At 34.3% G+C, this 23287-nt stretch carries 19 protein-coding genes and 1 tRNA gene; 5 read left to right on the top strand and 15 right to left on the bottom strand.

Features of this window, described 5'->3' with window-relative positions:
• Positions 1-41: 41 nt before the first annotated feature.
• Positions 42-1853, bottom strand: coding sequence for a translation elongation factor 4 (gene lepA / locus AC4PID_RS17160; RefSeq protein WP_492133213.1), 1812 nt, complete (start codon positions 1851-1853; stop codon positions 42-44).
• Positions 1854-2049: 196 nt separating this feature from the next.
• On the opposite strand from lepA, the gene rpsT reads away from it, so the two are divergent.
• Positions 2050-2316: a 30S ribosomal protein S20 gene (gene rpsT / locus AC4PID_RS17155; RefSeq protein WP_492133212.1), complete on the top strand. Its 267-nt coding sequence runs from the start codon at positions 2050-2052 to the stop codon at positions 2314-2316.
• Positions 2317-2470: 154 nt separating this feature from the next.
• Here the strand turns inward: rpsT and holA are convergent, their stop codons facing one another.
• The 4 genes from holA to AC4PID_RS17135 all read right to left on the bottom strand — a co-directional run bounded on the left by holA (position 2471) and on the right by AC4PID_RS17135 (position 8346).
• Positions 2471-3484 carry a DNA polymerase III subunit delta gene (holA, locus tag AC4PID_RS17150; protein ID WP_492133211.1) on the bottom strand — a complete coding sequence of 338 codons (1014 nt, stop codon included), beginning with the start codon at positions 3482-3484 and terminating at the stop codon, positions 2471-2473.
• 61 nt (positions 3485-3545) lie between these two features.
• Positions 3546-5672: a ComEC/Rec2 family competence protein gene (locus tag AC4PID_RS17145; RefSeq protein WP_492133210.1), complete on the bottom strand. Its 2127-nt coding sequence runs from the start codon at positions 5670-5672 to the stop codon at positions 3546-3548.
• A gap of 57 nt (positions 5673-5729) precedes the next feature.
• A complete protein-coding gene (locus AC4PID_RS17140; RefSeq protein ID WP_492133209.1) occupies positions 5730-7433 on the bottom strand; it encodes an Eco57I restriction-modification methylase domain-containing protein in 1704 nt (567 codons plus the stop codon).
• A gap of 22 nt (positions 7434-7455) precedes the next feature.
• Positions 7456-8346, bottom strand: coding sequence for a DUF7986 domain-containing protein (locus AC4PID_RS17135; protein WP_492133208.1), 891 nt, complete (start codon positions 8344-8346; stop codon positions 7456-7458).
• A gap of 83 nt (positions 8347-8429) precedes the next feature.
• Here AC4PID_RS17135 and AC4PID_RS17130 point away from each other — a divergent pair, with 83 nt between their 5' ends.
• Entirely contained in the window at positions 8430-9656 is a 1227-nt protein-coding gene (locus tag AC4PID_RS17130; RefSeq protein WP_492133207.1) for an alanyl-tRNA editing protein, read from the top strand.
• Between the two features lie 125 nt (positions 9657-9781).
• Here AC4PID_RS17130 and AC4PID_RS17125 read toward each other — a convergent pair whose 3' ends face one another.
• Positions 9782-10690, bottom strand: coding sequence for an alpha/beta fold hydrolase (locus tag AC4PID_RS17125; RefSeq protein WP_492133206.1), 909 nt, complete (start codon positions 10688-10690; stop codon positions 9782-9784).
• 113 nt (positions 10691-10803) lie between these two features.
• Between AC4PID_RS17125 and plsY the strand changes: the two genes are divergently transcribed.
• A complete protein-coding gene (plsY, locus tag AC4PID_RS17120) occupies positions 10804-11400 on the top strand; it encodes a glycerol-3-phosphate 1-O-acyltransferase PlsY (RefSeq protein ID WP_492133205.1) in 597 nt (198 codons plus the stop codon).
• A 101-nt stretch (positions 11401-11501) separates the two neighbouring features.
• Here plsY and AC4PID_RS17115 read toward each other — a convergent pair whose 3' ends face one another.
• A complete protein-coding gene (locus AC4PID_RS17115) occupies positions 11502-11822 on the bottom strand; it encodes a putative heavy metal-binding protein (RefSeq protein WP_492133204.1) in 321 nt (106 codons plus the stop codon).
• A 190-nt stretch (positions 11823-12012) separates the two neighbouring features.
• Here AC4PID_RS17115 and AC4PID_RS17110 point away from each other — a divergent pair.
• Positions 12013-12109: transfer RNA gene (locus tag AC4PID_RS17110), tRNA-Sec, on the top strand.
• A 73-nt stretch (positions 12110-12182) separates the two neighbouring features.
• On the opposite strand, the gene AC4PID_RS17105 is transcribed toward AC4PID_RS17110, so the two are convergent.
• From AC4PID_RS17105 to AC4PID_RS17070, 8 genes are all read right to left on the bottom strand, one after another.
• A complete protein-coding gene (locus AC4PID_RS17105; protein WP_492133203.1) occupies positions 12183-13859 on the bottom strand; it encodes a glycosyl hydrolase family 18 protein in 1677 nt (558 codons plus the stop codon).
• A gap of 104 nt (positions 13860-13963) precedes the next feature.
• Positions 13964-14836 (bottom strand): GerMN domain-containing protein, encoded by an 873-nt coding sequence (locus tag AC4PID_RS17100; RefSeq protein ID WP_492133202.1) that lies wholly within the window; start codon positions 14834-14836, stop codon positions 13964-13966.
• A gap of 12 nt (positions 14837-14848) precedes the next feature.
• Complete coding sequence (locus tag AC4PID_RS17095; protein WP_492133201.1) at positions 14849-16189, bottom strand: sensor histidine kinase; 1341 nt, start codon at positions 16187-16189, stop codon at positions 14849-14851.
• Between the two features lie 52 nt (positions 16190-16241).
• Positions 16242-16946, bottom strand: a complete 705-nt coding sequence (locus AC4PID_RS17090) for a response regulator transcription factor (protein WP_492133200.1) — start codon at positions 16944-16946, stop codon at positions 16242-16244.
• Positions 16947-16959: 13 nt separating this feature from the next.
• Positions 16960-18819 (bottom strand): selenocysteine-specific translation elongation factor, encoded by a 1860-nt coding sequence (gene selB / locus AC4PID_RS17085; protein ID WP_492133199.1) that lies wholly within the window; start codon positions 18817-18819, stop codon positions 16960-16962.
• Complete coding sequence (gene selA, locus AC4PID_RS17080) at positions 18819-20210, bottom strand: L-seryl-tRNA(Sec) selenium transferase (RefSeq protein WP_492133198.1); 1392 nt, start codon at positions 20208-20210, stop codon at positions 18819-18821. Before selA ends, selB begins: the two co-directional genes overlap by 1 nt.
• Positions 20211-20248: 38 nt before the next feature.
• The gene (selD, locus tag AC4PID_RS17075) at positions 20249-21286 is read right to left on the bottom strand and encodes a selenide, water dikinase SelD (RefSeq protein ID WP_492133197.1); all 1038 of its coding nucleotides are present in this window, start codon (positions 21284-21286) and stop codon (positions 20249-20251) included.
• A 56-nt stretch (positions 21287-21342) separates the two neighbouring features.
• Positions 21343-21834, bottom strand: a complete 492-nt coding sequence (locus AC4PID_RS17070) for a ComEA family DNA-binding protein (RefSeq protein WP_492133196.1) — start codon at positions 21832-21834, stop codon at positions 21343-21345.
• Between the two features lie 120 nt (positions 21835-21954).
• Here AC4PID_RS17070 and AC4PID_RS17065 point away from each other — a divergent pair, with 120 nt between their 5' ends.
• Positions 21955-23283, top strand: a complete 1329-nt coding sequence (locus AC4PID_RS17065; protein WP_492133195.1) for a D-alanyl-D-alanine carboxypeptidase family protein — start codon at positions 21955-21957, stop codon at positions 23281-23283.
• The last annotated feature ends 4 nt before the right edge of the window (positions 23284-23287 follow it).

Here is a 23287-nt window from a genome sequence, read left to right as displayed (position 1 = left end):
TCCGAAGATTGCTCCAATAGCGCGTGAAAAAATAATGCTTTCTAATTTTCTTCGAATTTGAGAACAGACAAGAATGCTTGCTGTGGTACTTCAACATTACCCAGCTGTCTCATTTTCTTTTTACCCTCTTTTTGCTTTTCTAGTAGTTTTTTCTTACGGGAAATATCACCACCGTAGCATTTTGCGAGAACGTCTTTTCTAAGTGCACTGATGGTCTCTCTTGCAATGACCTTATTACCGACTGCTGCTTGAATTGGAATTAAGAACATTTGTCTTGGAATGACTTCCTTAAGTCTCTCACAGATTACTCGACCTCTAGATTCAGCCTTCGATCTATGAACGATCATACAGAAGGCATCGATCATCTCTTTATTTAATAAAACATCTAGTTTAACAAGATCTGATTCACGATATTCTAAGAACTCGTAATCAAGTGAGCCGTAACCACGTGTTTTTGATTTTAATGCATCGAAGAAATCGTAAATAACTTCATTGAGTGGTAACTCATAATGAAGCACAACTCTTTTTGGATCTAGATAATCCATATGGATCATTTCTCCACGTCTGTTTTGACAAAGCTCCATGATATTACCAACATACTCATTTGGTACAATGATATTTGCTTTTACAATTGGCTCTTCCATCGTTTTAATCTCAGTGACAGCAGGTAAATTGGTAGGGTTTTGAATCATTAAAACTTCACCATCCGTCTTTGTTACGCGATAAATAACACTTGGCGCCGTCGCAATAATATCCAAATCAAACTCACGATCAATTCTCTGTTCAATGATCTCAAGGTGTAAAAGCCCTAAGAAACCGCATCTAAAACCAAAACCAAGTGCAACAGAGGTCTCAGGTTCGAATGAGAGTGCCGCATCATTTAACTGTAGCTTTTCAAGTGCATCCCTAATTTCGTCGTAGCTTTGGCCTTCAGCAGGATATATACCACAGTAAACCATAGGCGTTGCCTTTTTATAGCCAGGTAATGCCGTTTCAGTTTTTCGATCGCTAAAAGTAATCGTATCTCCGACACGACAGTCTTTAACATTTTTAATACTTGCGGTAATATAGCCTACATCTCCTGCTTTAAGAACATCTACAGGATATGGGCCTGGAACACTGATACCCACTTCAACAACTTCAAACTTTTTACCAGTTGCCATCATTAGGATTTTGTCACCCTTTTTAACAGAGCCTTCTACGATACGGACATATGCAACCGCACCTTTATAGCTATCATAGTATGAGTCAAAGATGAGCGCCTTTAATGGTGCTTCTTCGTCTCCCTCTGGTGCTGGAATATCAGTGATGATTTTTTCAAGTACATCTTCGATATTTAAGCCTTCTTTTGCTGAAACGCGAGGTGCATCTTCAGCGATGATGCCGATAACATCTTCAATTTCTTGAATAACTTCTTCTGGTCTTGAACTCGGTAAATCTATTTTGTTAAGAACAGGAACTATGGTTAAGCCTTGTTCATCTGCTAAGTGCACATTCGCCAATGTTTGTGCCTCAACGCCTTGTGTCGCATCAACAACTAAGATTGCCCCTTCACATGCTGCTAATGATCTTGATACCTCATACGTAAAATCCACGTGTCCTGGGGTGTCGATGAGATTTAAAAGGTACTCATGACCATCCTTTGCTTTGTAAACCAGACGTGTGCTGTTTAACTTTATTGTGATGCCACGTTCTCTTTCAAGATCCATGCTATCAAGGATTTGATCCTTCATTTCACGTTGTGTTAAAAGTCCTGTTTTTTCAATCAATCTATCCGCCAATGTCGATTTACCATGATCGATATGTGCGATAATGGAGAAATTTCTAATATACTTTTGTCTTTCACTTGACATTTAATATGCCTCCTTATACTATGAAGCTAGATTTATAGTCTCTTCTTTCGAAGTTATAAACGGTTGACTAGCTTATAAATTATACCATAGTCACTGACGACACTCAAATAATTCTATCAAGCCAAATAAAAAACTTGCATAGAACCGCTTGAAGTGATAAAATAAGTCTGTTGAAAAATTCTGGGGAGGTGAAAGAATGGCAAATATAAAATCAGCTAAGAAAAGAATTAGCGTTATCAACAAAAAAACTGCTGTAAATAAATCTAGAAAATCTGCAATCAAAACTGCTGAAAGAAGATTTACTGAAGCATTAGAAGCTGGTGACATCGCTTTAGCTACAGAGAAATTTAATTTCTTTGAGAAAAAGATGGCTCAAAACGCTGCAAATGGTCTTTTCCATAAAAATGCAGCTGCTAGAAAAATCTCTAGATTAAGAAAAAGATTAAACGCTGCGGCTGAATAGTCGTTTAATTTGACTTAATTTGAGATTCCCCGAATTTAAGAGACCGTGTCAATTTAATATTTGATCAAATATTAAAAAAGCGTACAAGTTAAGTACGCTTTCTTCTTTTTTTGATATATGAATTTTATTTTAAACTATATTTCTTACAAACGGGTTACTTCACTAAGGCGATATCAAATATCGCCTTTTCTATTAACAGCATTGGTGCAGTGCCACTAGACTTCATAGACGTATCGACGTCCTCAAGCATAGAAATAATACTTGTCAGTTGTTTGACTGTAAACTGAGAAGCAAATTGCCCTGCTTTTTTCGCAACAAAAGGATGAATTTCTAGTTTTGAAGCAATCGTCGAACTGCTATGCCCTTCCGATAATAAAAGCTTTGTCTTAAGAATGTTTCTAAACTGCTGATTGATCAAGAAGAATATTTTAATTTCAGCTTCACCATTATTAACCAGCTGATTTAAAATCTGAATCGCTGTTGTAATTTCTTTAGTGCTTATGGCGTCCATCATTTTAAAAATATTTTGCTCGATTGGTACTTCTATATATTGATTAATCACTTGTTCAGTGATTTCTGAATCCAAACCACAAAGCATTTTTATGGTATTATCTACGTCGTATAAATTCTTACCACTTGACTCTTCTAAATAGTTAATCATCTCTATCAAATAATTAACAATGTGCAAAGAGATGTCTTTGTCATATGTTTTAAACCTTTTCGCAATCCATTTGACGAGTTCTTGTCTAGATAGTTTATCAACATTCACGATTTGACTGTTTTTAGAAAGAAATTTGTAAGTCTTTTTCCTTTTATCAATATCTGATTCTGCAAAGATAATGTATAAGTGTTCAGGGATACTTTTCAATAGAGAGAGAAGTTTTTCCTCTTGTTCCTCTTTCACGCTCTTTAAAACGCCACTATTTTGAAATAATACAATTCTTTTATCATCAAAAAAAGGTAACGTATTAGCTGTTCCCACAATGGTATCCATATCTGTTACCTGATCGTAGACCGAATAATTAAAGTCCAAATACGAGGGCATTAAGAATGTTTCACCAATATATTTTATCAGGTTATCGATAAGATAAACCTCATCACCTGTTATCAATGTAATTCGATCAAGCTCACCACTTTTTATCGTCTTAAAGTACGTCATGAAATCCATAGATTACCTCCAAAATCTATCATAACAAGAATGAACCAATAAATAAATACACTAAGTAGAATTAATTAAGATAAGTCTCTATTGAAAAATCATTGTGACTGAATTTTAATTGTATTTGACCATAAGTATAGGTCGTCATATGTGAAGTTTGATTGACTTCTAAGGTGCTCTCAAGTACTTTTGAAGGCATTGTGTACTTATAATTACACGATGATATCGCAAGTTTTAAAGATGCACAGTTATACAATTGATTACTGATTGAAGTCTTCGAACCATGATGTGCTGTTTTTACAATGGTTGCCGTCTCTATCCCTTCTACTGAATCAATCATGTCGTCATAGATATCTGCTAAGAAATAGATGACCTCATCTTGAACTTCAAGTTTCGTGATAATCGCTTCTTCATTAGGATCTTCTAAATACGCCTTTCCCGAGATAGGAACCAGCGTCAAACGAATACGATTGTGTTCTAATACCAAGCTTTGATTTAAAACTGATACATTTAGATTTGAACCAATTAAATCAGAACCATCTTCCCTAGCAGTTGATTGTTGTGACATGAAGAACGAATCCGTAACGAATATAGTATCTATTGCTATCTTATCTCTTAATGACTCGAATCCACCTGTATGATCGTTATGATCATGCGATAACACCAAGTAATCAAGTTGAGTTATTCCGTTAGCTCGAAGCAAACTCACTGGATCATTTCTACCATCACCTGTATCTATTAATAATGAAAAGTCATCGTCTTTAATTAAAACCATATCCCCATGGCCAACATCATAGAAGATAACCTGTGTGCCAGCATTGTTTGGCACCAGTGCACAAAGAATAAGGCCGCAAGAGGTGATGGTTAAAAATAGCACTCTATTTTTATGCAATCGCCAAAATACAAAGCTCACTACAAGTGCAAATAACAAAATCAGAAACAAACTAAAATCTTTTAAATAGTAAAGATGAATATCACTCTCGATATACGGAATCACTGACACAATAAATTGTATAAGTGCTGAGAGCCCTACAACTACCGTTTTAAGAATGAAACTTAAAATAGGTAATTTAGCGAAAAGTACTGACAACAGTGAAAATGGTAAAAATAAACCAATCAAAGGGATATAGATCAAGTTTGCAATAAAGCTAAGTAAATTGATGGCGTTAAAATAATAGATGCTAATTGGCAATAAAATGAGTTGAATTGAGATACTGAATTTTAAGCTTTCAACTAACTTGTTTTTAAATTTAGGCACTGGCAGTAGCGGATAAATAATCACTATTGCTAAATAGGCATAGTAAGATAGATACAATGACGTCGATAAAATTGCATATGGCTGAAGAATCAAAATACTGAGTAAACTAAATGCAATACTCATAAGCACATCAGTTTTTCGCCTAAATAAAAATGAAAGCTCTTTGTATAATATAATGAAAAAAGCCCTTTGAGCTGAATAGGGTGCACCTATAATCAGCAGTAAAATGAGCATAAGAAATGAAGTAATGCTAAAACGTGCAACCCTAGGCATGCCTTTTGTAATGAAAGAAATACTAGAAAACAAAATACCAAAGTGTAAACCAGAAATAGCGAATAGATGTGCAAGACCTAAGCGCTTGTACGCATCATAATTCTCAAGCTGATCTCTCTCTCCAAAGATAACCGCGTTAACCAATTGTGCTTCCTCAGTTGAAAAAAGTTCACTGATTTGATGATTCATTTTATTTCTTACTCGGATAATAAATGCATTAAATCCCCATTGGGTAGACGAATATACATTATTGACTTCAACCGTATATTTACCATTAATCCCCTTTGAATAAAGGTATTTGTCATAGTCAAATACTATTGGATTTTTTGCAGATGTAAATGGAATTGTATTAACATTCACTGATCCATTAAAAGCGATATCATTTTCCAAATCTACTCCTTGCCTTATTTCGGTAAATTTAGGATAAATCAGCCATTTATAGTTGACCTTTTGATTACCAATCGATTTAATACGAACCAAAACAGAATCATCCGTCCAGTTTCCTTCAATAAGCTCTCCACTAACAGATACTTCCATGGATTCTCTTTTATCGTTTGATGGATACTGTAATCTAGCTTCAGATACAATGTCCTTATAATGTGTATTTTGATACATCAGTAAAACAAGTGATAAACAGAGCACAAAAAAGAAAAAACCACGCTTCATAGAACCTCCCATATATTTCCATTATATCAAAATGGAATAATATGGCAATAAGCGCGGTTATAAATAACGACTCAAAATTAAATCAATCTTTTCAATTATTTCTTGAACTTCAAAAGCTTCAACTTCTATCTGACTTGCCAGCATCTCTAGTTTATGGATATCTGAATCGCTTATACTGATAACTGGCATCGCTTTTAAAGGTGTTGCATATAGCTCTAAAAGGCTCCCCTTGCGTTTTCCCAATTGTAACAGCCATTCTTTATAAAGACTTGAATTTAAAATTAATGAAAGCACCTTTAAAGAATAAGGAGAATTTTCTCTCATAGAAATATAATAGACATCAGCTGAAGCGTAAAATGGATTTTCAACATAGGCAAATCGATTACTTGATGCTCTTTGTGGTGCAACAATTTTAGGCATTTCAAATAATGACTTATTTCTTGGCCAAGTTAACTGATACCATTTTCGGATTCCTTTTTTCACTTCTCGTCTTTTGACTAATACTTCATTAAAAGGTTCAAAATACTGAATAGCATCTTCATCAAGCTCTTCTGTAAAGTAAATTAAACGGCGATTTGTTTCAGTATTAATTTTAAAATGACCGATATCGCTATTTTTATAGAAGCGAACGGTTTTATCCTGTAAAGTCGGTGGAAGTAGATTAACCTTATCGTGATCAAGGACATAGACCTTATCTGCACCAGATACAATCCCCTGGTTCACACTATATAGAACGCCTAATCGATCGATTTTCAACTGCTCTAGCCTTTGAAGCCTATGATTGGATGCATCAGACAAAACAAACCTTATAGAACCATTTGATTTAAATACTGCTTCTGCTTCAAAAGATTTCACACATTCAAAATTCATTTGATAAAAATCTATTAACTTCGTTTTACTTTTCGACAAACAATATGTGCAGCCATGAAGTTTTTTTTCAGGAAAAATGCGTTCATCGCCATAATCGATAAATCTGTGAATAAAAAAGGAATCATGTATAAACTGCCTTAACTTCACAGCACCATCTGCTGTTAAAAAATAATTGCTCGACACATAAGTTAAAACCCCATTTGGTTTGAGTAATTCATAGCCTTTATAGATGAAAAAATAGAAGTAATCCATTTTGCCTTCATAATACTTACTGCCAAATTCAGTTGCTTTAACCTCAGCAAAAATATCAGTGTGATACTTTTCTCCAATATAGGGCGGATTGCCGATGATTAAATCAAAAGAAGCCGTTTCAAACAAGTGTGTCGTTAAGCTGTTTGTAGTCCATAGATTGAAAGTCTTTGGCTCAAGTGAATGACTTAAGCAAAATACACGTAACGTTTCTTCAAAGATATCAATGGCTTTTCGATTAATATCTACACCATAAATACGATCACTTATTGCTTCTTCTAAAAGTGATTTTTCATTGTCTCTTGCATCACTTTGTTCAATCACTTTTTTATAAAAATCTAAATAAGTCAATAACAATACACCTGAACCACAGGATAAATCTAATATTTTTAATGACCTTAAGGCTTCAAGTAGCCAATTAAAAAAGGTAGAAGGTTTTTCACCTGCCACCTGTTTGAAACAATCAGCAAACAGTGCCCTGTATTTATGAGAAGGATGATCAGCAAACAGCCTTTCATCTAAGAGATGATAAAGCATCTCTTTTGCCAACCAGTCTGGTGTATAGACGATGCCATCTCTCTTCTCACTAAAAAGTGCACTTTCATGACTATAAAGTTGTCGGTAGTCCGTATAATTTAACACTGAAATACCACCTATATCTAGTTTATAATAAATCTTCTAATGAAAAAACTTCATCCTTTAAGAAAACGATTGATGCATCAAGTATATCAGCAATTACACCATGCATCATATCACGATGTGAAGGTTTATTACATAGTATATGGAACTGCCCATTGGTTATCTCTATTTCAGCTACGATTTCATCCTCTTTCATTACCCTTAATATCGGTTCTTCATCCTCATCTGAAAATACAGGGAGTGAGAGATTTAACATCTTATCATATAAAATATCCATTGGACAATTAAAAGCATAAGTTGCTTGATATAAAATCAATTCTTCACTGTCGTAGTTTTCCTCTTCAACCTGAGTTAAAATACCCATAACCTTATAAAGTAGATGACCGTTAATGTCAAGAAAGTCAGTTAAAGATAGAATGCCATTCACTTTTGAAAATTGATTGTACTGATCTAATAAATACTTGCGTATACTTTCAAGATAAAAGGTATCCATTTCAAAGGTATCACCAATAATTGCATTTTCACCATCGATTGAAATTAGTCTTGCTGAAACCAATCGATCAGCTTCAATTAAGCCACTTGATATCAAATAATCTGCATTTGTAAAAATATCCTTAAGATATATTTGATCACGTTCAACTTTTACCTCAAAAATACTTCTAAAGCTTTTCTTTAATCCAGCTAAAAGAACCTTTTCTTCTTCACTATCTGAATTGAGTGAAAACAGATCAATCATTCTTTTCTGATCTGAATTTCGATAATTAAATATCAACCATTCTGCAAAGCCATCTGTATCGGATTCGTCTTCATTCATTATAAATATATCTTTTCCTTGAGATAATATAGTTTCATAAGTTGGTGAACTAATAAATGCATACAGGTCATTATAAATTTCATCCAATAATTCTAAGTTCATAAGGGTCTCCTCTTTCAAAGTTTACTTAACTATTATATACTATTTGAGTAAATATTCCAGTCACGAATCTATAGGAGGCATACATGACCATTAAATCATATTTAAAAGATGCTTACACTTGGCAATTTAAAGCAAAAGTGATCGGCATTGAATCTATAAATAACAAGACTGCGATCCTACTCGACCATACTTACTTTTACCCAGAAGGCGGTGGTCAACCCTGCGATTTCGGAACTATAAATGGTTTAAAGATTGAAGACGTACAGATATCAAACGATGTCATAACGCATATTACCACTGAACAAGTCAACTTTAAAATCGGTGACACCGTAGATGCTCACTTAGATGAGAATAGAAGATTTATCCTTATGCAGCAACATAGTGGACAACATCTTCTTTCTTCCAGTGCTGAAAAGCTTTACAATGCAAATACAGTTGGCTTTCATATTGGAGATGACTATATTACCATAGATCTTGATCAAAAATTGGATGCATCACAGATTATAGCTCTTGAAAAAGCTGCAAATGAACTCATCTATAAAAATTTAGAAATTGTAGCACATTATCCCAGCTCTGAAGAACTATTACGAATGCCCCTTCGCAAGCAACCTAAAGTTACAGAGAATATTCGTGTGATCGAAATTATCGATGCTGATTTTTCTCCTTGTGGTGGTACGCACTTAAAAAGAACAGGTGAAATTGGAATTATAAAGATCAAACGAGTAGAACCATATAAAACTGGCGTCAGAGTTGAATTTGGATGTGGTAACTTTGCTCTTGATTTTATGAATGAAAGAAATGAAATCGTAAATCAATTAATGCGTCTTTTCTCAGTTAAGGATAATGAAATTTTATCATTCTCTGAATTTTTGATTCAAAGACAAAAAGAGGATAAGGCTAAGCTACAACTCTATAAAGAGAAGTTAATCAAATATGAGGTTGAGCTACTCATGCAAGGATATGATTCAGATGAAGCTAGTGAAACGATAAAAATTATCACGTTAAATGAAGTCGATTTACCTATGGCGGATTTAAGATTTAAAGTTGGTTTAATTACTTCTGAACCTGATCGCATCGTCATTGGCGCAAGTAGTGAAGAAGGAAAATCACATATGGTGGTTGCAAAATCGGAAAACATTACTGATACCATCGATATTGGGTATCTTTTCAAGGAGATTGCTGGGACATATGGTATTCGCGGTGGCGGAAATAAAGCCGTCGCACAAGGTGGTACCACTGAATCCGTTGATTTAGAAGTTCTGGTTGAAGCTTTTGAGTCTCAAATCAGTCTTCTAATAGCAAAAGGATGATTTATCTATAAAAGGTTTCTTATTATCAGTTAATCTGATGCAACTTTTATAGATTCGTAAATATTAATTTATAGAACAAGGAACAGCTTATGTCTATTATCGATTACAGCTGTTCCTTTTTTATTTTATCCTATCTGTTTTACGATCCAGTTAGCAACATCCTCAAAGACTTCATCACGATTGATCTCATTTAACATTTCATGCCTACCCTCTTTATATAAGTTAAGCGAAACCTTATATCCGTGATCTTTATAGTATTTTGCAGTTTGATGAACGCCTTTGCCATAGTTTCCAATTGGATCTGCATCACCCGAAAAAATCAACATTGGAAGACCCGCCTTAAAGTTTGCTTCTGCATCTTGAAAGAAGACGCCTTCCAATCCATTGAAAAATAATGCATAAAATGAAGACGGATGTTTTTGACCACAAAGCGGACTATTTATGTAATCATCCACCATTTTTTCATCTCGCGTCAACCAATCCAAATCAGTCCTAGGCGCTTTAACCTTTTTATTATTAGATTCAAATGCCATTTTATGAACGAGTTCAGAGATATGCTTATCTCCATGTGCTCTAACATCTCTTTCAGCTAACCATTTACCAAGTTTCAGTGTCATTTTTGAATAAAATCCTGTTCCAGATAAGATAACACCATCTACTAAATAAGAATAACTTCTTAGAAAATCGCGTACTAAAAACGAACCCATGCTATGCCCCATTAGAATAATTGGTTTGTTTTCATATTCTGCTTTTAAAGAGTTAATGACATAACGTAAATCTTCTTTCATTGCATCCCAACCATTATCTCCAAGATAACCCAGCATCTCGGCATGTGGCCCATGACCTCGTTGATGTATACCGATCACATCTATATGATGTGTGTTCAAAAATTCAGCAAAAGCAGCATAACGCTCGACATTTTCTGCCATTCCATGGGCTAGAACCAAAGTTGCTATAGGTTCTTGCACCGATTGCCAATGATAACCTTTTAAATCAAAACCATCAAATGCCTTTAGTGAAAATGCGTTCATCATAACTGCCTCCTAGAGTATTTAATTATAATAATATTATAACACTTTACATTTATTATTTTAAGCCTTTCAATTTTATGCTAAAATGAACATGCGATTTTAATTAGGAGGCATTCATGATTTATATTTTTGGGGTTTTAAGTTATTTTATCGGTAGTATTCCATTTTCTTATTTAATACCAAAATGGATTGGAAAAATAGATATACGACTTCATGGTAGTGGTAACACTGGAACGACAAACGTTATAAGAACATTAGGTATGAAAGTTGGCGTAATTGCTTTTATAGGTGACTTCTTAAAAGGAATTATACCTTCGTTGTTAGGCCTTATTTGGTTTGGTGAGCTTGGCGGCGTTATAGGTGGCGGTTTGTCAGTCATCGGACATTGTCATCCGGTTTGGCTTAAATTTAAAGGTGGAAAAGGTGTAGCAACCTCAGCAGGTATTTTAATTGTTCTATATCCAGACATTTTTGTATTATTATTTATCAGCCAATTTATCATCATCGGTTTAACAAAGTATATGTCTTTGGCATCTATTTTAAGCGCAATTATGCTACCTATTTATGCAATTATATTCTCCAAAAGTACTACAATGACTGTATTTGCATTTTTCTTAGGTGCATTTGTAATTTACAGACATAGAACCAATTTAATGCGTTTATTAAAAGGAACTGAAAGCAAACTTAGTATAAAAAAGAAGACAACTAATTAAATAAAAATCTTCAGGCATCGAACCATAAGATTTTACCACAAACAAGATTGTGGCTTAATAAAAAACGTCATAGATAAATACCTATGACGTTTTTTTATGTTTTATTCACAAACAACTGCAGTTCCTGATGCGGTTACCATTAACATATTGTTGCCTTGGCCAAGCACCTCATAATCGATGTCAACACCTACGATTGCATTTGCACCGATTGCCTTTGCCCTTTGTATCATTTCATTCATCGCTTGTTCTCTTGCATCGATTAACTCACCTTCATAGGAATTGGATCTACCTCCAAAAAAGTTGGTCAAACCCGCTGCAAAGTCTTTAACAAAGTCCACACCGTTAATCACTTCGCCAAAGACGATTTGCTTGTACTCAACTATATTCATGCCTTGAATTGTAGGGGTTGTTGTAACGATCATAATTACCTCCATAATCTTAATAACTATTTTAATTGATAAAATCGAAATATGAAATTGAGCTGTGTTAAATTAGTAGTTCACAACTCCTTCGCTATGTTTTGTAACTCTGTCACAAGAATACCAAACAATACTTAAAATTGTGTTAATATTCTATGAAAATAAGGTTTAATCTGCTAAAATAGAAATACTTGGGGGTAGATGGGTTCTGGTGTGCCCTCTGATCTTCAAAATCAGTGTGAGTATTTAAGAGATGCTCGGGTGGGTTCGATTCCCACATACCCTCGCCAAATAAGATATCAAACAATGAAAAAGTCGGTATACAATTTCGTATACCGACTTTATTTATAGCGAATTACATAACTAAAAATTTTCAAGTATTTGTTGCCAAATGTTTAACTGAATTTCTGTTGAATCTTCCAGTAAATCAATATTATCTGAATCAATTTCAGTATCGTCGAAATTTGGGATTGTTCCAAGTCGCCAAACTGAAATACCACCTGTATTGAATATCTTTGCTAAATCAATTTTTGCTTGAATACTACGTTCATCTTCATACCATATAATGTTACGAATTTGGTTTTCAGTAAAAGTTAAATATGGACTTTCTAGGTTGAGTGAATAATTAACTTCAGTTCCTACTTTCAAAGCTCTATCTAATACAGATTGATAACTAGGGTGATAAGGCGTGCTATTCAAAATAATGCCTTCTTTGCTTTGCCATTGAACTGTATCAAAGGATACCTGAAGCAGAACCTTTGTACTGTCCTCTACGCCATTTTTAGGATTCGTTACTGCCTCAAGGGCATAAAATACTTCGTCAATTGGAGAAAGCGGTGTTACTGTATATCCTAATTGCATTTCCACACTTGATAGCTTTTTAGCGTAATAGTCATGTGCCATAAGTATAATATGGTCAGCATACTTACCTAAGGTTCTAAAATCATAGCCATCAAAGTAGCTTTGTGATTCATTTCTTTCAGGGTGAACTGCGATATATAATGATAAATCCTTTTCCTTTAATATTTCTGAGATTTTTGACACAAATTCATTATAAGCTTCCGCAACTGCTTCACCTTTTAAATTTTCAAAATCTAAAACAACGCCATCGAATGGAATGTTGTAAACATTTGCTTCTATAGCACCTACGATTTGATCAATAACGGATTCAGAAAGGGTATCATTCGTTAAAATAGATTCTGCTAAGCTCACTGCCTTTCCTGTAACAGGATCAGGTCTAGTTTCATCTTTGACAAATACCATCAATTGTTTCGTTGCTTCATTATTGGAAGTTGCATCTAGTGCAGCGGCATATCCTGTTGGAACGCGATATTCATTACTGTTAGCACTCGTCATATTTAAAATAACCGTTTGTTTTGTTTTATCAAATTCTAATCTTGCCCATCCATAGCTTAAGGAATTAACATCATCTGTTAAACCGGCTTGTGAATAAGAGCTGATCGCATAATAGGTGTGTAAAACAGACAATGGATTATTTAATTGACTATAAATTTTGTAAAGTACTGCAATCGCTTCTTCTTTTTTGATTAATTGATTTGGTCGAAACGTTTGAGTTGTATTAACTGAAATCCAACCAACATTTGATGCAAAAGCCAATAACGCGCTATTTTCATCTGTATCTATATAGGGTGATGCAACCTCACCTAGTAGTGCAATCCCCTTATTTAAACGTAGGTATGTTGCAAACACTTCGATTGTTTCAATTCGAGTTAAATTATGTTTTGGCTCAAAAATCAACTGATAATTGGAGTTAAGTTTTATTTTACCCAACCACTCAATCAAATCAGTTTCAGTTATATTTGAACCAAGTCCAAATATTTCTGTTGATTTTAAAACATCAGCATCATTTAATTCATGAATCATCTTATAAGCCCAATGCTTGCTCGATACATCACTATAGGTCACCACCTCTGAAAAGCCGATGGGAACAATCATAGTAAGAACCAAAACCAAAGCAATCCATTTTATTTTGATATTTTCTTTATATCGCAACATATTCAATCCTTTCCACACAGTCATATCATTATCATTCAAAATTATATTAATTTAATTATAATCCTTTAATATAAAATTACTATGACAGTGGGATTACAATACTTTTAAATGTTCGTGAAAGCGTTGAACTAATCTTGGTATGCGTTGGTCAGATTAATTCTATAGACTTCCTCTTCTTTGATAACGATCCATGTATCGTAAGAGTTTAACATAAATCCATCTGATTGAAACTTCTTCGTGAATTTAACAAATACTTCTTCATAGGAATCGTATACTCTGGTATAAAAGGTGTCTCGATTAAAATCCTTGTGCTCAGATAAAAAGCCTTCCGCATATGCGATAAACGCACTATACGAATAATTATTCATTGATGATTTTGAAAGTAAATTATAAGCCAAATCAAACCTGCGATTGTACAGATTTTCTAGAAAAACAATGACGATATCTGCTGAGGTTTGCTGCTTACTATAAACCAATGTGTCAACCATAGGCAACGGTTGATTTAAACTAAAGCCAATTAAATTTCGGGTCAATTGTCTACCATCTACTAAAAACTGAACGTTTTTAATTTGACTGAGTTCAGTTAGGCTGTTGACGATAGACCATAGATAAAGTGATGCATTATCACTTGCAAAAAGCATTGTTAAGCGCTCTGATCCTTCAAAATTGACAAAGCAAGTCTCATCGATCAAATCAACCGAGTTTACCTTAACCCCAAGATCATATATTGTTTTAAAGAACTTATTATCTGCACCATAAGATAGGTTTTCGATAACAGCTTTTCCATAATTCTCATCTGTAATTGTTAATGTTCTATATTCTGTCCGAAGTGCTTTATCATAGACAAAATATAATTTAGTCGTCACTTTAATTGCGCCTTCTTCAGGTGATATATAATTATGAGGTTCGAGAGCATCATAAGCTATATCTGAATTAAGTGCAATTAGACTTAGACTGGTTATAACAATTAACAATACCATGACACTAACGGGAAATTTCATATATTTTCTCCATTATTTTTTAGGTAAAGTGATTGCAACTTGAGTTCCCACACCTAATTCACTATTAACTGAAATAGTGCCTTGATGGAGTTGAATAATTTGCTGCGCTATTGATAGACCAAGTCCTGTACCACCTGTCTTCCTTGCTCTTGCCTCATCCACTCTATAAAACCTATCAAAAATAAACGGTAGGTCTTTTTCAGGAATTCCGATTCCAGAGTCATTTACTTTAATGATAATATTATCTCTAGTTTCTTCAAGTTCAACCCAGACTTTTCCTTCTTCAGGTGTATACTTAACGGCATTACCTATTATATTGAGTAAGCATTGCTGCATTTTTTCTTGATCCAACTGAATCTGAATTTTATTATTCGCAGTTAGGGTCAACTGAATTTCTTTTTTTAGAGCAATTGGATTTAGAGTTTTAATAACCCATTCTAATAAATAGTTCACATAAGTCATGCTCAGATCAAGCTCAAGCTCATCTTTCTCAACGCGCACTAAGTACAATAAACTATCAATAATTTTATTGAGACGATCAATTTCAGTATTGATGTCTACCATAAACTCTCTATAAATCCCCTCATCCCAATTAGGAGCGGATAACAAAGTATCAGATACAATCTTCATACTCGTCATTGGCGTTCTTAATTCATGAGAAACGTTTGAGACGAATTTCTTCCTTCTCTCCTCCACTTGATAAAGCTTTGTGGTCATGATGTTAAAGGCTTTTCCAAGTTCACCAATCTCATCGTTACCCTGAATCTCAACCTTTGTGTCGTACTTCCCTTGAGTAATGGTTTTAACTGAAACCGTTAATCTTTCAATAGGCTTTGATATAATATCAGCGAACAACATACTGATAAAAATAGATACTAGTATTGCCATTGAAAATATAATAAACAGTTTATCCATAAATGCATTGATATCATCAAAGATATAATTTGCTTCCATAGAAGTAAACACGACACCAACGATATCATCTCGATCAACGATTGGAACAGCAGCATATAACAAATACTCATCACCATAGACATAAATATTCGAGATATCGTTTCCAGATGCTGCTACACCGGCTTCTCTATTATCTATACTGGTTAATCTTAGTAAATCATACGAGTCAACCAAGACCTGATTACCAGTTGTGAGTATAAGTGTTCTTGCACCGTACTCAAGACTATTTTTTTTGATAATATCATCGACGTATTTGAACGTGTATTCGTTATCAATGTTTGAAATAAAGGGCGCTACTTGATTCGCAATAATAGCGTTATAATTCAACAAAGTAGATTGTGCTTCACTTACATTACTCTTTACAAGTGAATCCTTAACAAAAAAAGTAGTCAGCAACATAACAAAGGTTATTAATATTAAATAGGTGGAAACAAGTTTCCACCTAATACTTTTAAAGAACTCTTTTCTTTTTATTTTTGAAATAATAGCCAACGCCCCATTTCGTTAAAATATAATCTGGTTGTGATGAGTTGGTTTCAATTTTTTCTCTTAATCTTCTAATATGAACGTCAACGGTTCTTACATCACCAAAATATTCATAGCCCCAGATGGTTTCAAGTAATTCTTCTCTTGAGTATACTTTCTCTTCGTTTAAAATCAGTAATAATAACAAATCAAATTCTTTTGCAGTCAAATTGACTTGCTGACCGTTTATAGTCACTTTTCTACCTAAAGTATTAATGTTGAAGTCACCAATATTTAAGACATTTGATGAAATGTTTTGATCACTTACTTGAACTCTTCTTAGAATAGCTTTAATTCTAGCTTTAAGTTCAAGCATGTTAAAAGGCTTAGTAATATAGTCATCAGCACCATATTCAAGACCTAGAACTTTACTAGAATCATCGTCTTTTGCAGTTAACATTAGAATTGGTACCATTAACTTTTCTCTTACCTTTTTACAAACTTCAAGGCCATCCATACCAGGTAACATGAGGTCTAGTATTACAGCATCATAAGTGTTTGAAAGGATTAAATCATATGCTTCCTTTCCATCGACAGCAGTTTCTACTTCATATCCTTCTTGCTCTAAGCTAAATCTTAAACCTTTTAATAAAATCGGTTCATCATCTACAACTAAAATTCTCTCTGCCATAGTTTCACTCCATTCATCTCTTAAGTAATATCCTTGTATTTTCATTTCGTCTAGTTATCATCTTGTTGTCGAAATGCTCTAATAACAAAACTGTCGCTTTTCTAGAAAAACCAGTTAAAGTTTTATAGTCGCTTACAGCTATCTCTTTATGCTCTTTGAAATATGCATATAACTGCGACAAGCTCTGTTTGTAAATTTCCATACCCATTATGTTTTCATCATTAATTTTAACAAGAATTTCATAATTAATCAAATGATATACCATTTCTTTGATAATATTTTTGTCATAATTTAAGGCTAAGAGCTCTTTTAATGGAACGATCGGCTGGTGATACGCATTAATATAGTGAATTACCGCTTCTTTTATGGTCATTTGTTTAGAATTATAAGAAACTTTAAAGGTTGATAGTCTGACATATTCTTCATCTATTTGCAGAGTATCATCTGAGGAAATAAAATTTGAAAAAGCTTTTCTATTAAATCCAAATTCACGATATTGATCACTTAATTTTGAATACAAGGTTTCTTTACTAATCCCTCTACTTAAGGGTTCTTTTAGATGAAAGGCTCTAACTAACTCAAAAGCAGAATTTTTAATTGCATCATAGCGATCACTTGTAAAATACACCTCGTTCGTCTTTATGATTTGTTGTGTTTCAATTAGTTTTAATAAAGCTTGGTTGAAACTCTCCAAATTAAAACCACTTAGCTTGTGTAGCATTTCGAGATTATCTGAAATAGGTGCTTCATTATTAAAAATGGTTATAATTTGGTCAGACGCATCTTTAGACTCAACCTCAATTAACCCTTTTTTACCATATGGGTTTGTTATTTTGCCACCACCCACCATATATACAGGAGAATAGGATCTCAATATGATAGGATCATTGGTTCGTGCATATATAGGCGATTCAAGTCGGAGCTGAACGTTTAAAAGAACATCTTCATTAACCAATTCATCCTTGATGACGATCCTACATAATATTTCATTCGTCCCATGATATAGTCGTAGGCGTTGCCAATGTGTAATAAACGTATCAAACTTAATTTGTGCATCGATAATCTGTGTGGCTTTTAGATGCTCAATTCCAGTTATTAAGTTACCTTTGTCAATTTCATCTAGGTCCAAATTGATGTTTATAGCAACCCTTTGGCCATAGGTAGCTGATTCTGTATCCATGCCATAGGCTTGAATGGCTTTTACTTTAATCATCTTATCCGTAGGATATAAAAAGAGTTTATCGCCAACCTTTATCGATCCATCTAACAAAGTGCCAGTTACGATAGTACCAAAGCCTTTTTTAGTGAACTTACGGTCTACAAAAAGCCTAGGATTCGCATTCTCTTTTGATCCATCTTCAATCTCATATAATTCTTGGAAAAATGAGACAATGGGATTTAGTGATGAATCATCTAAAGCGCTATATATAAAAATTGGAAATGATTCAAGTACCGTTGCTTTTAGAAGTGCTTTAACTTCATTAGTTACATTCAATAATCGCCTTTCATCAACCAAATCCGCCTTTGATAAAACCACAAGTCCATTTTTAATATTTAAATGATTAATGATATTAAGATGTTCAATCGTCTGCGCTTTGATGCCTTCGTCAGCAGCGACAATTAGCATCGCTACATCTATACCCATCGCACCGGAAATCATGGTTCTAACAAATTTTTCATGACCGGGTACATCTATAAAACCGATTGTACGACCATCGTCTAAAGTTAAATGGGCATAACCATTTTCAATAGTTATGCCTCTGGCTTTTTCTTCTTTTAATCGATCGGTTTCGATACCTGTTAATTGTTTAATTAAAGTGGTTTTGCCATGGTCGATATGACCAGCGGTTCCCACGACGATATGACTATGCATTATATACTCCTAAAACTCGATATAAGCCCATTTACCAATGTATCAAAGTCTTGCTCAAAGACAGTTCTAAAATCAAACACAAGGGCATCTGATTCGATTTTGCACACAATTGGAATTGGATTTAATCTAAGCTTTAATTGAATTTGATTAGGATTAAAATTGCCTGTAATAAAAAGACCGTATGAAGGTAGTTCAGAAGTTGGTAAAGCACCACCACCAATTTGAGAATATAAAGGCTCTATTACATATCTGATTTCCAACTCTTGTAGTGATGCTTGTGCCATTTTGACAAATTTCGTAACTTTGTCAAATATTGCCTCTTGAGTCATAGACAACATCTCAAGCGTTGGATTGGTTTTAACTACATTTTCAGTGTTTAAATAAGAGATCAATAAATCTTCAAGAACGACCAGTGAAAGTTTATCTATTCTGAGTGCTCTTAACAATTGGTTTTTCTTTAGCTGATCAATGTATTTTTTCTTTCCAACGATTATGCCAGATTGATTCCCACCAAGTAATTTATCACCCGAAAATGAGACGATGTCTACCCCGCTTGCGATACATTCATAAACCGTTGGTTCATCTTCTAAGTGCTTTATTTTTATAAAGGAACCACTTCCCAAATCTTCATAAAATGGAATGCCATTTTGAATTGAAAGCTGATGGATCTCTTCTCTTGAAACTGAATGTGTAAATCCAACAACTTTATAATTACTAGTATGCACCTTTAAAAGCAACCCTGTCTCATCCGTAATTGCAGCGACATAATCCTTTAAATGTGTTTTATTAGTCGTACCAATTTCTACTAGTTTGCAACCACTCATCTTCATTACTTCAGGAATCCTAAAGGAGCCGCCGATTTCCACCATCTCACCACGGGAAAGCACAACTTCCTTGTCCTTTGCAAAAGTATTTAAAACTAACAAAACAGCTGCAGCATTATTATTGACAACGATAGCCGCTTCAGCGCCTGTATGACGGCATAAAAGGGATTCGACATGTTCATAGCGACTCCCTCTTCTCCCTTCAAATACATCGTATTCTAAAGTTGTATAACCTGACATCGTATCGATCAAATGATCCAGTGAACGATTTGATATCACAGCACGACCTAAATTTGTATGGAGGATAATGCCTGAAGCATTGATTACTTTTTTTAGGCTATGGGCAGTGATCCCGTTTAAAGCATCAATAATTTCCAAAATAACCTCATTGACCACTACTTCTTTAATGTGGTTATTTAGAATATCATATCTCAATTGATCCAATATTTGGGCGACCGTTTCTTTAATTATACTGTCATCAAGTTGCTCATACAAAGCTTCAGGCAAAAGACTCAAAATCAAGTCCACCTTGGGAATTTGTCTCAAGATATCACTGTGTGATTGCATCAATACCTCCATTTTACTGTTTTAAGCTCAAAAAAATGTTATTTTACATAGATTGATTTGTCCATTTTGTTGACGACGCGCCCTACGACATAAACGTCCAGTGGATACAGCTCATTTAAATTATTCTTTAGCTTTTCAGCATCTTCAGCTGATAAAGCAAACAATAAACCACCTGAAGTTTGAGGATCAAACATCAAATCCACTAATACTTCAGAAACTGTATCCAAAATACTAACTTTATCAGATGCATGTGCTCTATTTTTGTATGCGCCTGCTGGAATAATGCCCATCTCAGCCAGTTCGTACGCCTCAGAGATGTATTTCACATTTTCAGAGAATAGCTCAACGCTAACTTCGCTTCCCACTGCCATTTCAAGGGTATGTCCAATCAAACCAAAGCCAGTAATATCCGTACAAGCATGCACATCGATATTCAATGATTTTGCCTGAACCGATGGTATTTTATTCAGTGTTGCCATTTGGCTTGTAATCTGTGCAATTACTTCCCCACTTAGCATACCTTCTTTAAGTGCTGTCGTTAGCACTCCAATCCCTAAGGGTTTAGTCAGTAATAGTAGATCACCTGGTTTCGCACCGATATTCTTCCAGACTGCTTTTGGTGAAACCATACCCATAACAGAAAGACCATACTTCGGCTCTTCATCTTCAATTGAGTGGCCTCCAATTAACAAAGCACCTGCTTCAATGACCTTATCAGCACCACCATGCATAATTTGTTTCAAAATATCGGGTGATAGACAATTAGGAAAACCAACTATATTCATTGCAAGAGTCGGTGTACCGCCCATTGCATAGACATCACTCAATGCATTTGCAGCAGCAATTGCACCAAAATCATACGGATTATCAACAATAGGCGTAAAGAAATCAAGTGTTTGTATAACGGCTTGTTCATCGTTTAATTGATAGACTGCCGCATCATCAGAAGATTCAAATCCAACCAATAATTGTTCGTGATTCATTTTTGGTAAGTCGCACAAAACTTGTGCGAGGGTCTCAGGACCAATTTTGGCTGCTCAACCAGCGCTTTTGCTATAAGAAGTTAATTTAACCATCTTTACGCCTCCTTTCACTATTTTGATTTATTATAACATTTTTTTACGTATAAGTATTAATCAAAACTCTGATTCAACAGCTTGTCTAATTTCTTTTGACCAATTCCTTTGACATTAATCAACTCCTCATAGTAATTAAATCCACCACAATCATTTCTATAGGAAACAATTGCAGCAGCAGTGACATCACCAATACCTGTGAAATCTTTTAGCTCATCAATTGAAAGTTGATTAAATCTCTCTATGGATACTTCTGTACCATCCTTCATATACGCATAATATGATTTTATATCATTTGAAGATAAAGATTCAGTAACGTCCTCACGTATGACATTAGTATTGCTTAGATTTAATGAATTCTCTTGATCTAAATGTACTTGTTGCTCTGCTTTAATTTGTTGATCTAGTTGATCTGGAACGTCACTCACTAAAGTAGATTCGTTTGCAATAAAAGCCGCAATCACATTTGAAGATTGTAATTGCGTATAAATTCTGCTTCCAATTAATAATAAGATTAGTCCAATTAGAATCATTTGATACTTTTTCATATAACACCTCAATTTCCATAAAATGGTATATAATAAGATTACCATAATTTTAACATTTAAAAAACAATAGTTTTCTTTTATAATGGAAAGAGCAGAATTATTTAAACAGTTGGAGGCTACATGAAATTAAAGATTTATTTGGTTATAATTGCAATGTTAATGATTATAAGTACGATACCATCCATTAACTTTGCTTCAGAATATGATATATCACCTTCTGATCTAATTGCAGAAGGCGCAGTTTTGATTAATGAAGAATCTGGACAAGTGTTATTTGACAAAAACGCGAATGTACCTCTTTATCCTGCAAGTACTACAAAAATTCTTACCGCAATTATTATTCTTGAAGATCTGTCTCTAGATGAGGTTGTAACGATAGATAATCAGTCCCCTTATGCAGGTGGAAGTTCTATCGCATTAGAACCAGGTGAACAGCTTACGGTTGAACAGTTGCTATATGGATTAATGATTACAAGTGCCAACGATGCCGCAGAAGCTTTAGCAAGATATCATTCAGGCAGCATAGAAGCTTTTGCAGATGTGATGAATGAACGAGCAGCAGAAATGGGCGCTATCAACTCTAACTTTGTTACACCACATGGTTTGCCAAATAATGATCATATTACGACAGCCTATGATTTGGCTATGATTTCCAGATATGCAATGCAGAATGAAATGTTTCGAAAAATAGTCACAACAAAAAGATATGAAATTCCACCGACGAATATGAAAAAGGATACACGGTACTTGAACAGTACCAACAGCTTTTATCAAGGTATAGAAGGCTCGAATGATTTAATAACTATCCGTGGTAAAAAAGTACCCATCGCTTACGAATACGTAGTAGGTATAAAACGTGGCTACACAGACGAAGCGATGAACTGTCTCGTTACTTCAGCTGAAATGGATGATAAGGCGTATATCGCAGTTGTATTAAAGTCTAATGGCAATGCAATGTATCAAGATACGAGACTTTTACTTGATTTGGGCTTATTTGGATTATCAACCCATGTACTAAATGAAAAAGAGGAAGTTATTGATACACTACAGATTAACAATAAAAAAGAAACTAAAATTCCACTTTATCCTGAACATGAGGTTGTTATCGATTTAGAGTCAGATGTTGATCCCGCTTCTTTAGTAAAAAAAATAAATATCAATAACTCAATTGAATTACCAGTTTTAAAGGGTGAAGTACTGGGTAGTGTCGGGTATTATTTAAATGATGAGCTACTGGTCTCAGTACCACTTATTTCAAATGATGATTTTGATGGTGAAGATCTTTTGAATGAAATTACCAACATGATTTTCATCAACAAACGTCCTCTCTTTTCTAAAGCATGGTTTATTAATCTATTGACGCGTTTGCTGATTGCCCTCTTATTATGGCGTTCAATCGTAACTGCAATTCGTGTTCAAAAATTAAAAAGACGAAAAATAGCAAGATAAAATC

The sequence above is a fragment of the Fusibacter sp. QWL-12 genome (genome assembly GCF_058683495.1).
This window is presented reverse-complemented; position numbering and strand designations above follow the sequence as displayed.

Excerpts from the sequence above, each read along its gene's own strand:
- lepA (WP_492133213.1), bottom strand. The coding sequence starts at position 1,853 with ATGTCAAGTGAAAGACAAAAGTATATTAGAAATTTCTCCATTATCGCA.
- rpsT (WP_492133212.1), top strand. The coding sequence starts at position 2,050 with ATGGCAAATATAAAATCAGCTAAGAAAAGAATTAGCGTTATCAACAAA.
- holA (WP_492133211.1), bottom strand. The coding sequence starts at position 3,484 with ATGGATTTCATGACGTACTTTAAGACGATAAAAAGTGGTGAGCTTGAT.
- AC4PID_RS17145 (WP_492133210.1), bottom strand. The coding sequence starts at position 5,672 with ATGAAGCGTGGTTTTTTCTTTTTTGTGCTCTGTTTATCACTTGTTTTA.
- AC4PID_RS17135 (WP_492133208.1), bottom strand. The coding sequence starts at position 8,346 with ATGAACTTAGAATTATTGGATGAAATTTATAATGACCTGTATGCATTT.
- AC4PID_RS17130 (WP_492133207.1), top strand. The coding sequence starts at position 8,430 with ATGACCATTAAATCATATTTAAAAGATGCTTACACTTGGCAATTTAAA.
- AC4PID_RS17125 (WP_492133206.1), bottom strand. The coding sequence starts at position 10,690 with ATGATGAACGCATTTTCACTAAAGGCATTTGATGGTTTTGATTTAAAA.
- plsY (WP_492133205.1), top strand. The coding sequence starts at position 10,804 with ATGATTTATATTTTTGGGGTTTTAAGTTATTTTATCGGTAGTATTCCA.
- AC4PID_RS17115 (WP_492133204.1), bottom strand. The coding sequence starts at position 11,822 with ATGATCGTTACAACAACCCCTACAATTCAAGGCATGAATATAGTTGAG.
- AC4PID_RS17105 (WP_492133203.1), bottom strand. The coding sequence starts at position 13,859 with ATGACTGTGTGGAAAGGATTGAATATGTTGCGATATAAAGAAAATATC.
- AC4PID_RS17100 (WP_492133202.1), bottom strand. The coding sequence starts at position 14,836 with ATGAAATTTCCCGTTAGTGTCATGGTATTGTTAATTGTTATAACCAGT.
- AC4PID_RS17095 (WP_492133201.1), bottom strand. The coding sequence starts at position 16,189 with ATGTTGCTGACTACTTTTTTTGTTAAGGATTCACTTGTAAAGAGTAAT.
- AC4PID_RS17090 (WP_492133200.1), bottom strand. The coding sequence starts at position 16,946 with ATGGCAGAGAGAATTTTAGTTGTAGATGATGAACCGATTTTATTAAAA.
- selB (WP_492133199.1), bottom strand. The coding sequence starts at position 18,819 with ATGCATAGTCATATCGTCGTGGGAACCGCTGGTCATATCGACCATGGC.
- selA (WP_492133198.1), bottom strand. The coding sequence starts at position 20,210 with ATGCAATCACACAGTGATATCTTGAGACAAATTCCCAAGGTGGACTTG.
- AC4PID_RS17070 (WP_492133196.1), bottom strand. The coding sequence starts at position 21,834 with ATGAAAAAGTATCAAATGATTCTAATTGGACTAATCTTATTATTAATT.
- AC4PID_RS17065 (WP_492133195.1), top strand. The coding sequence starts at position 21,955 with ATGAAATTAAAGATTTATTTGGTTATAATTGCAATGTTAATGATTATA.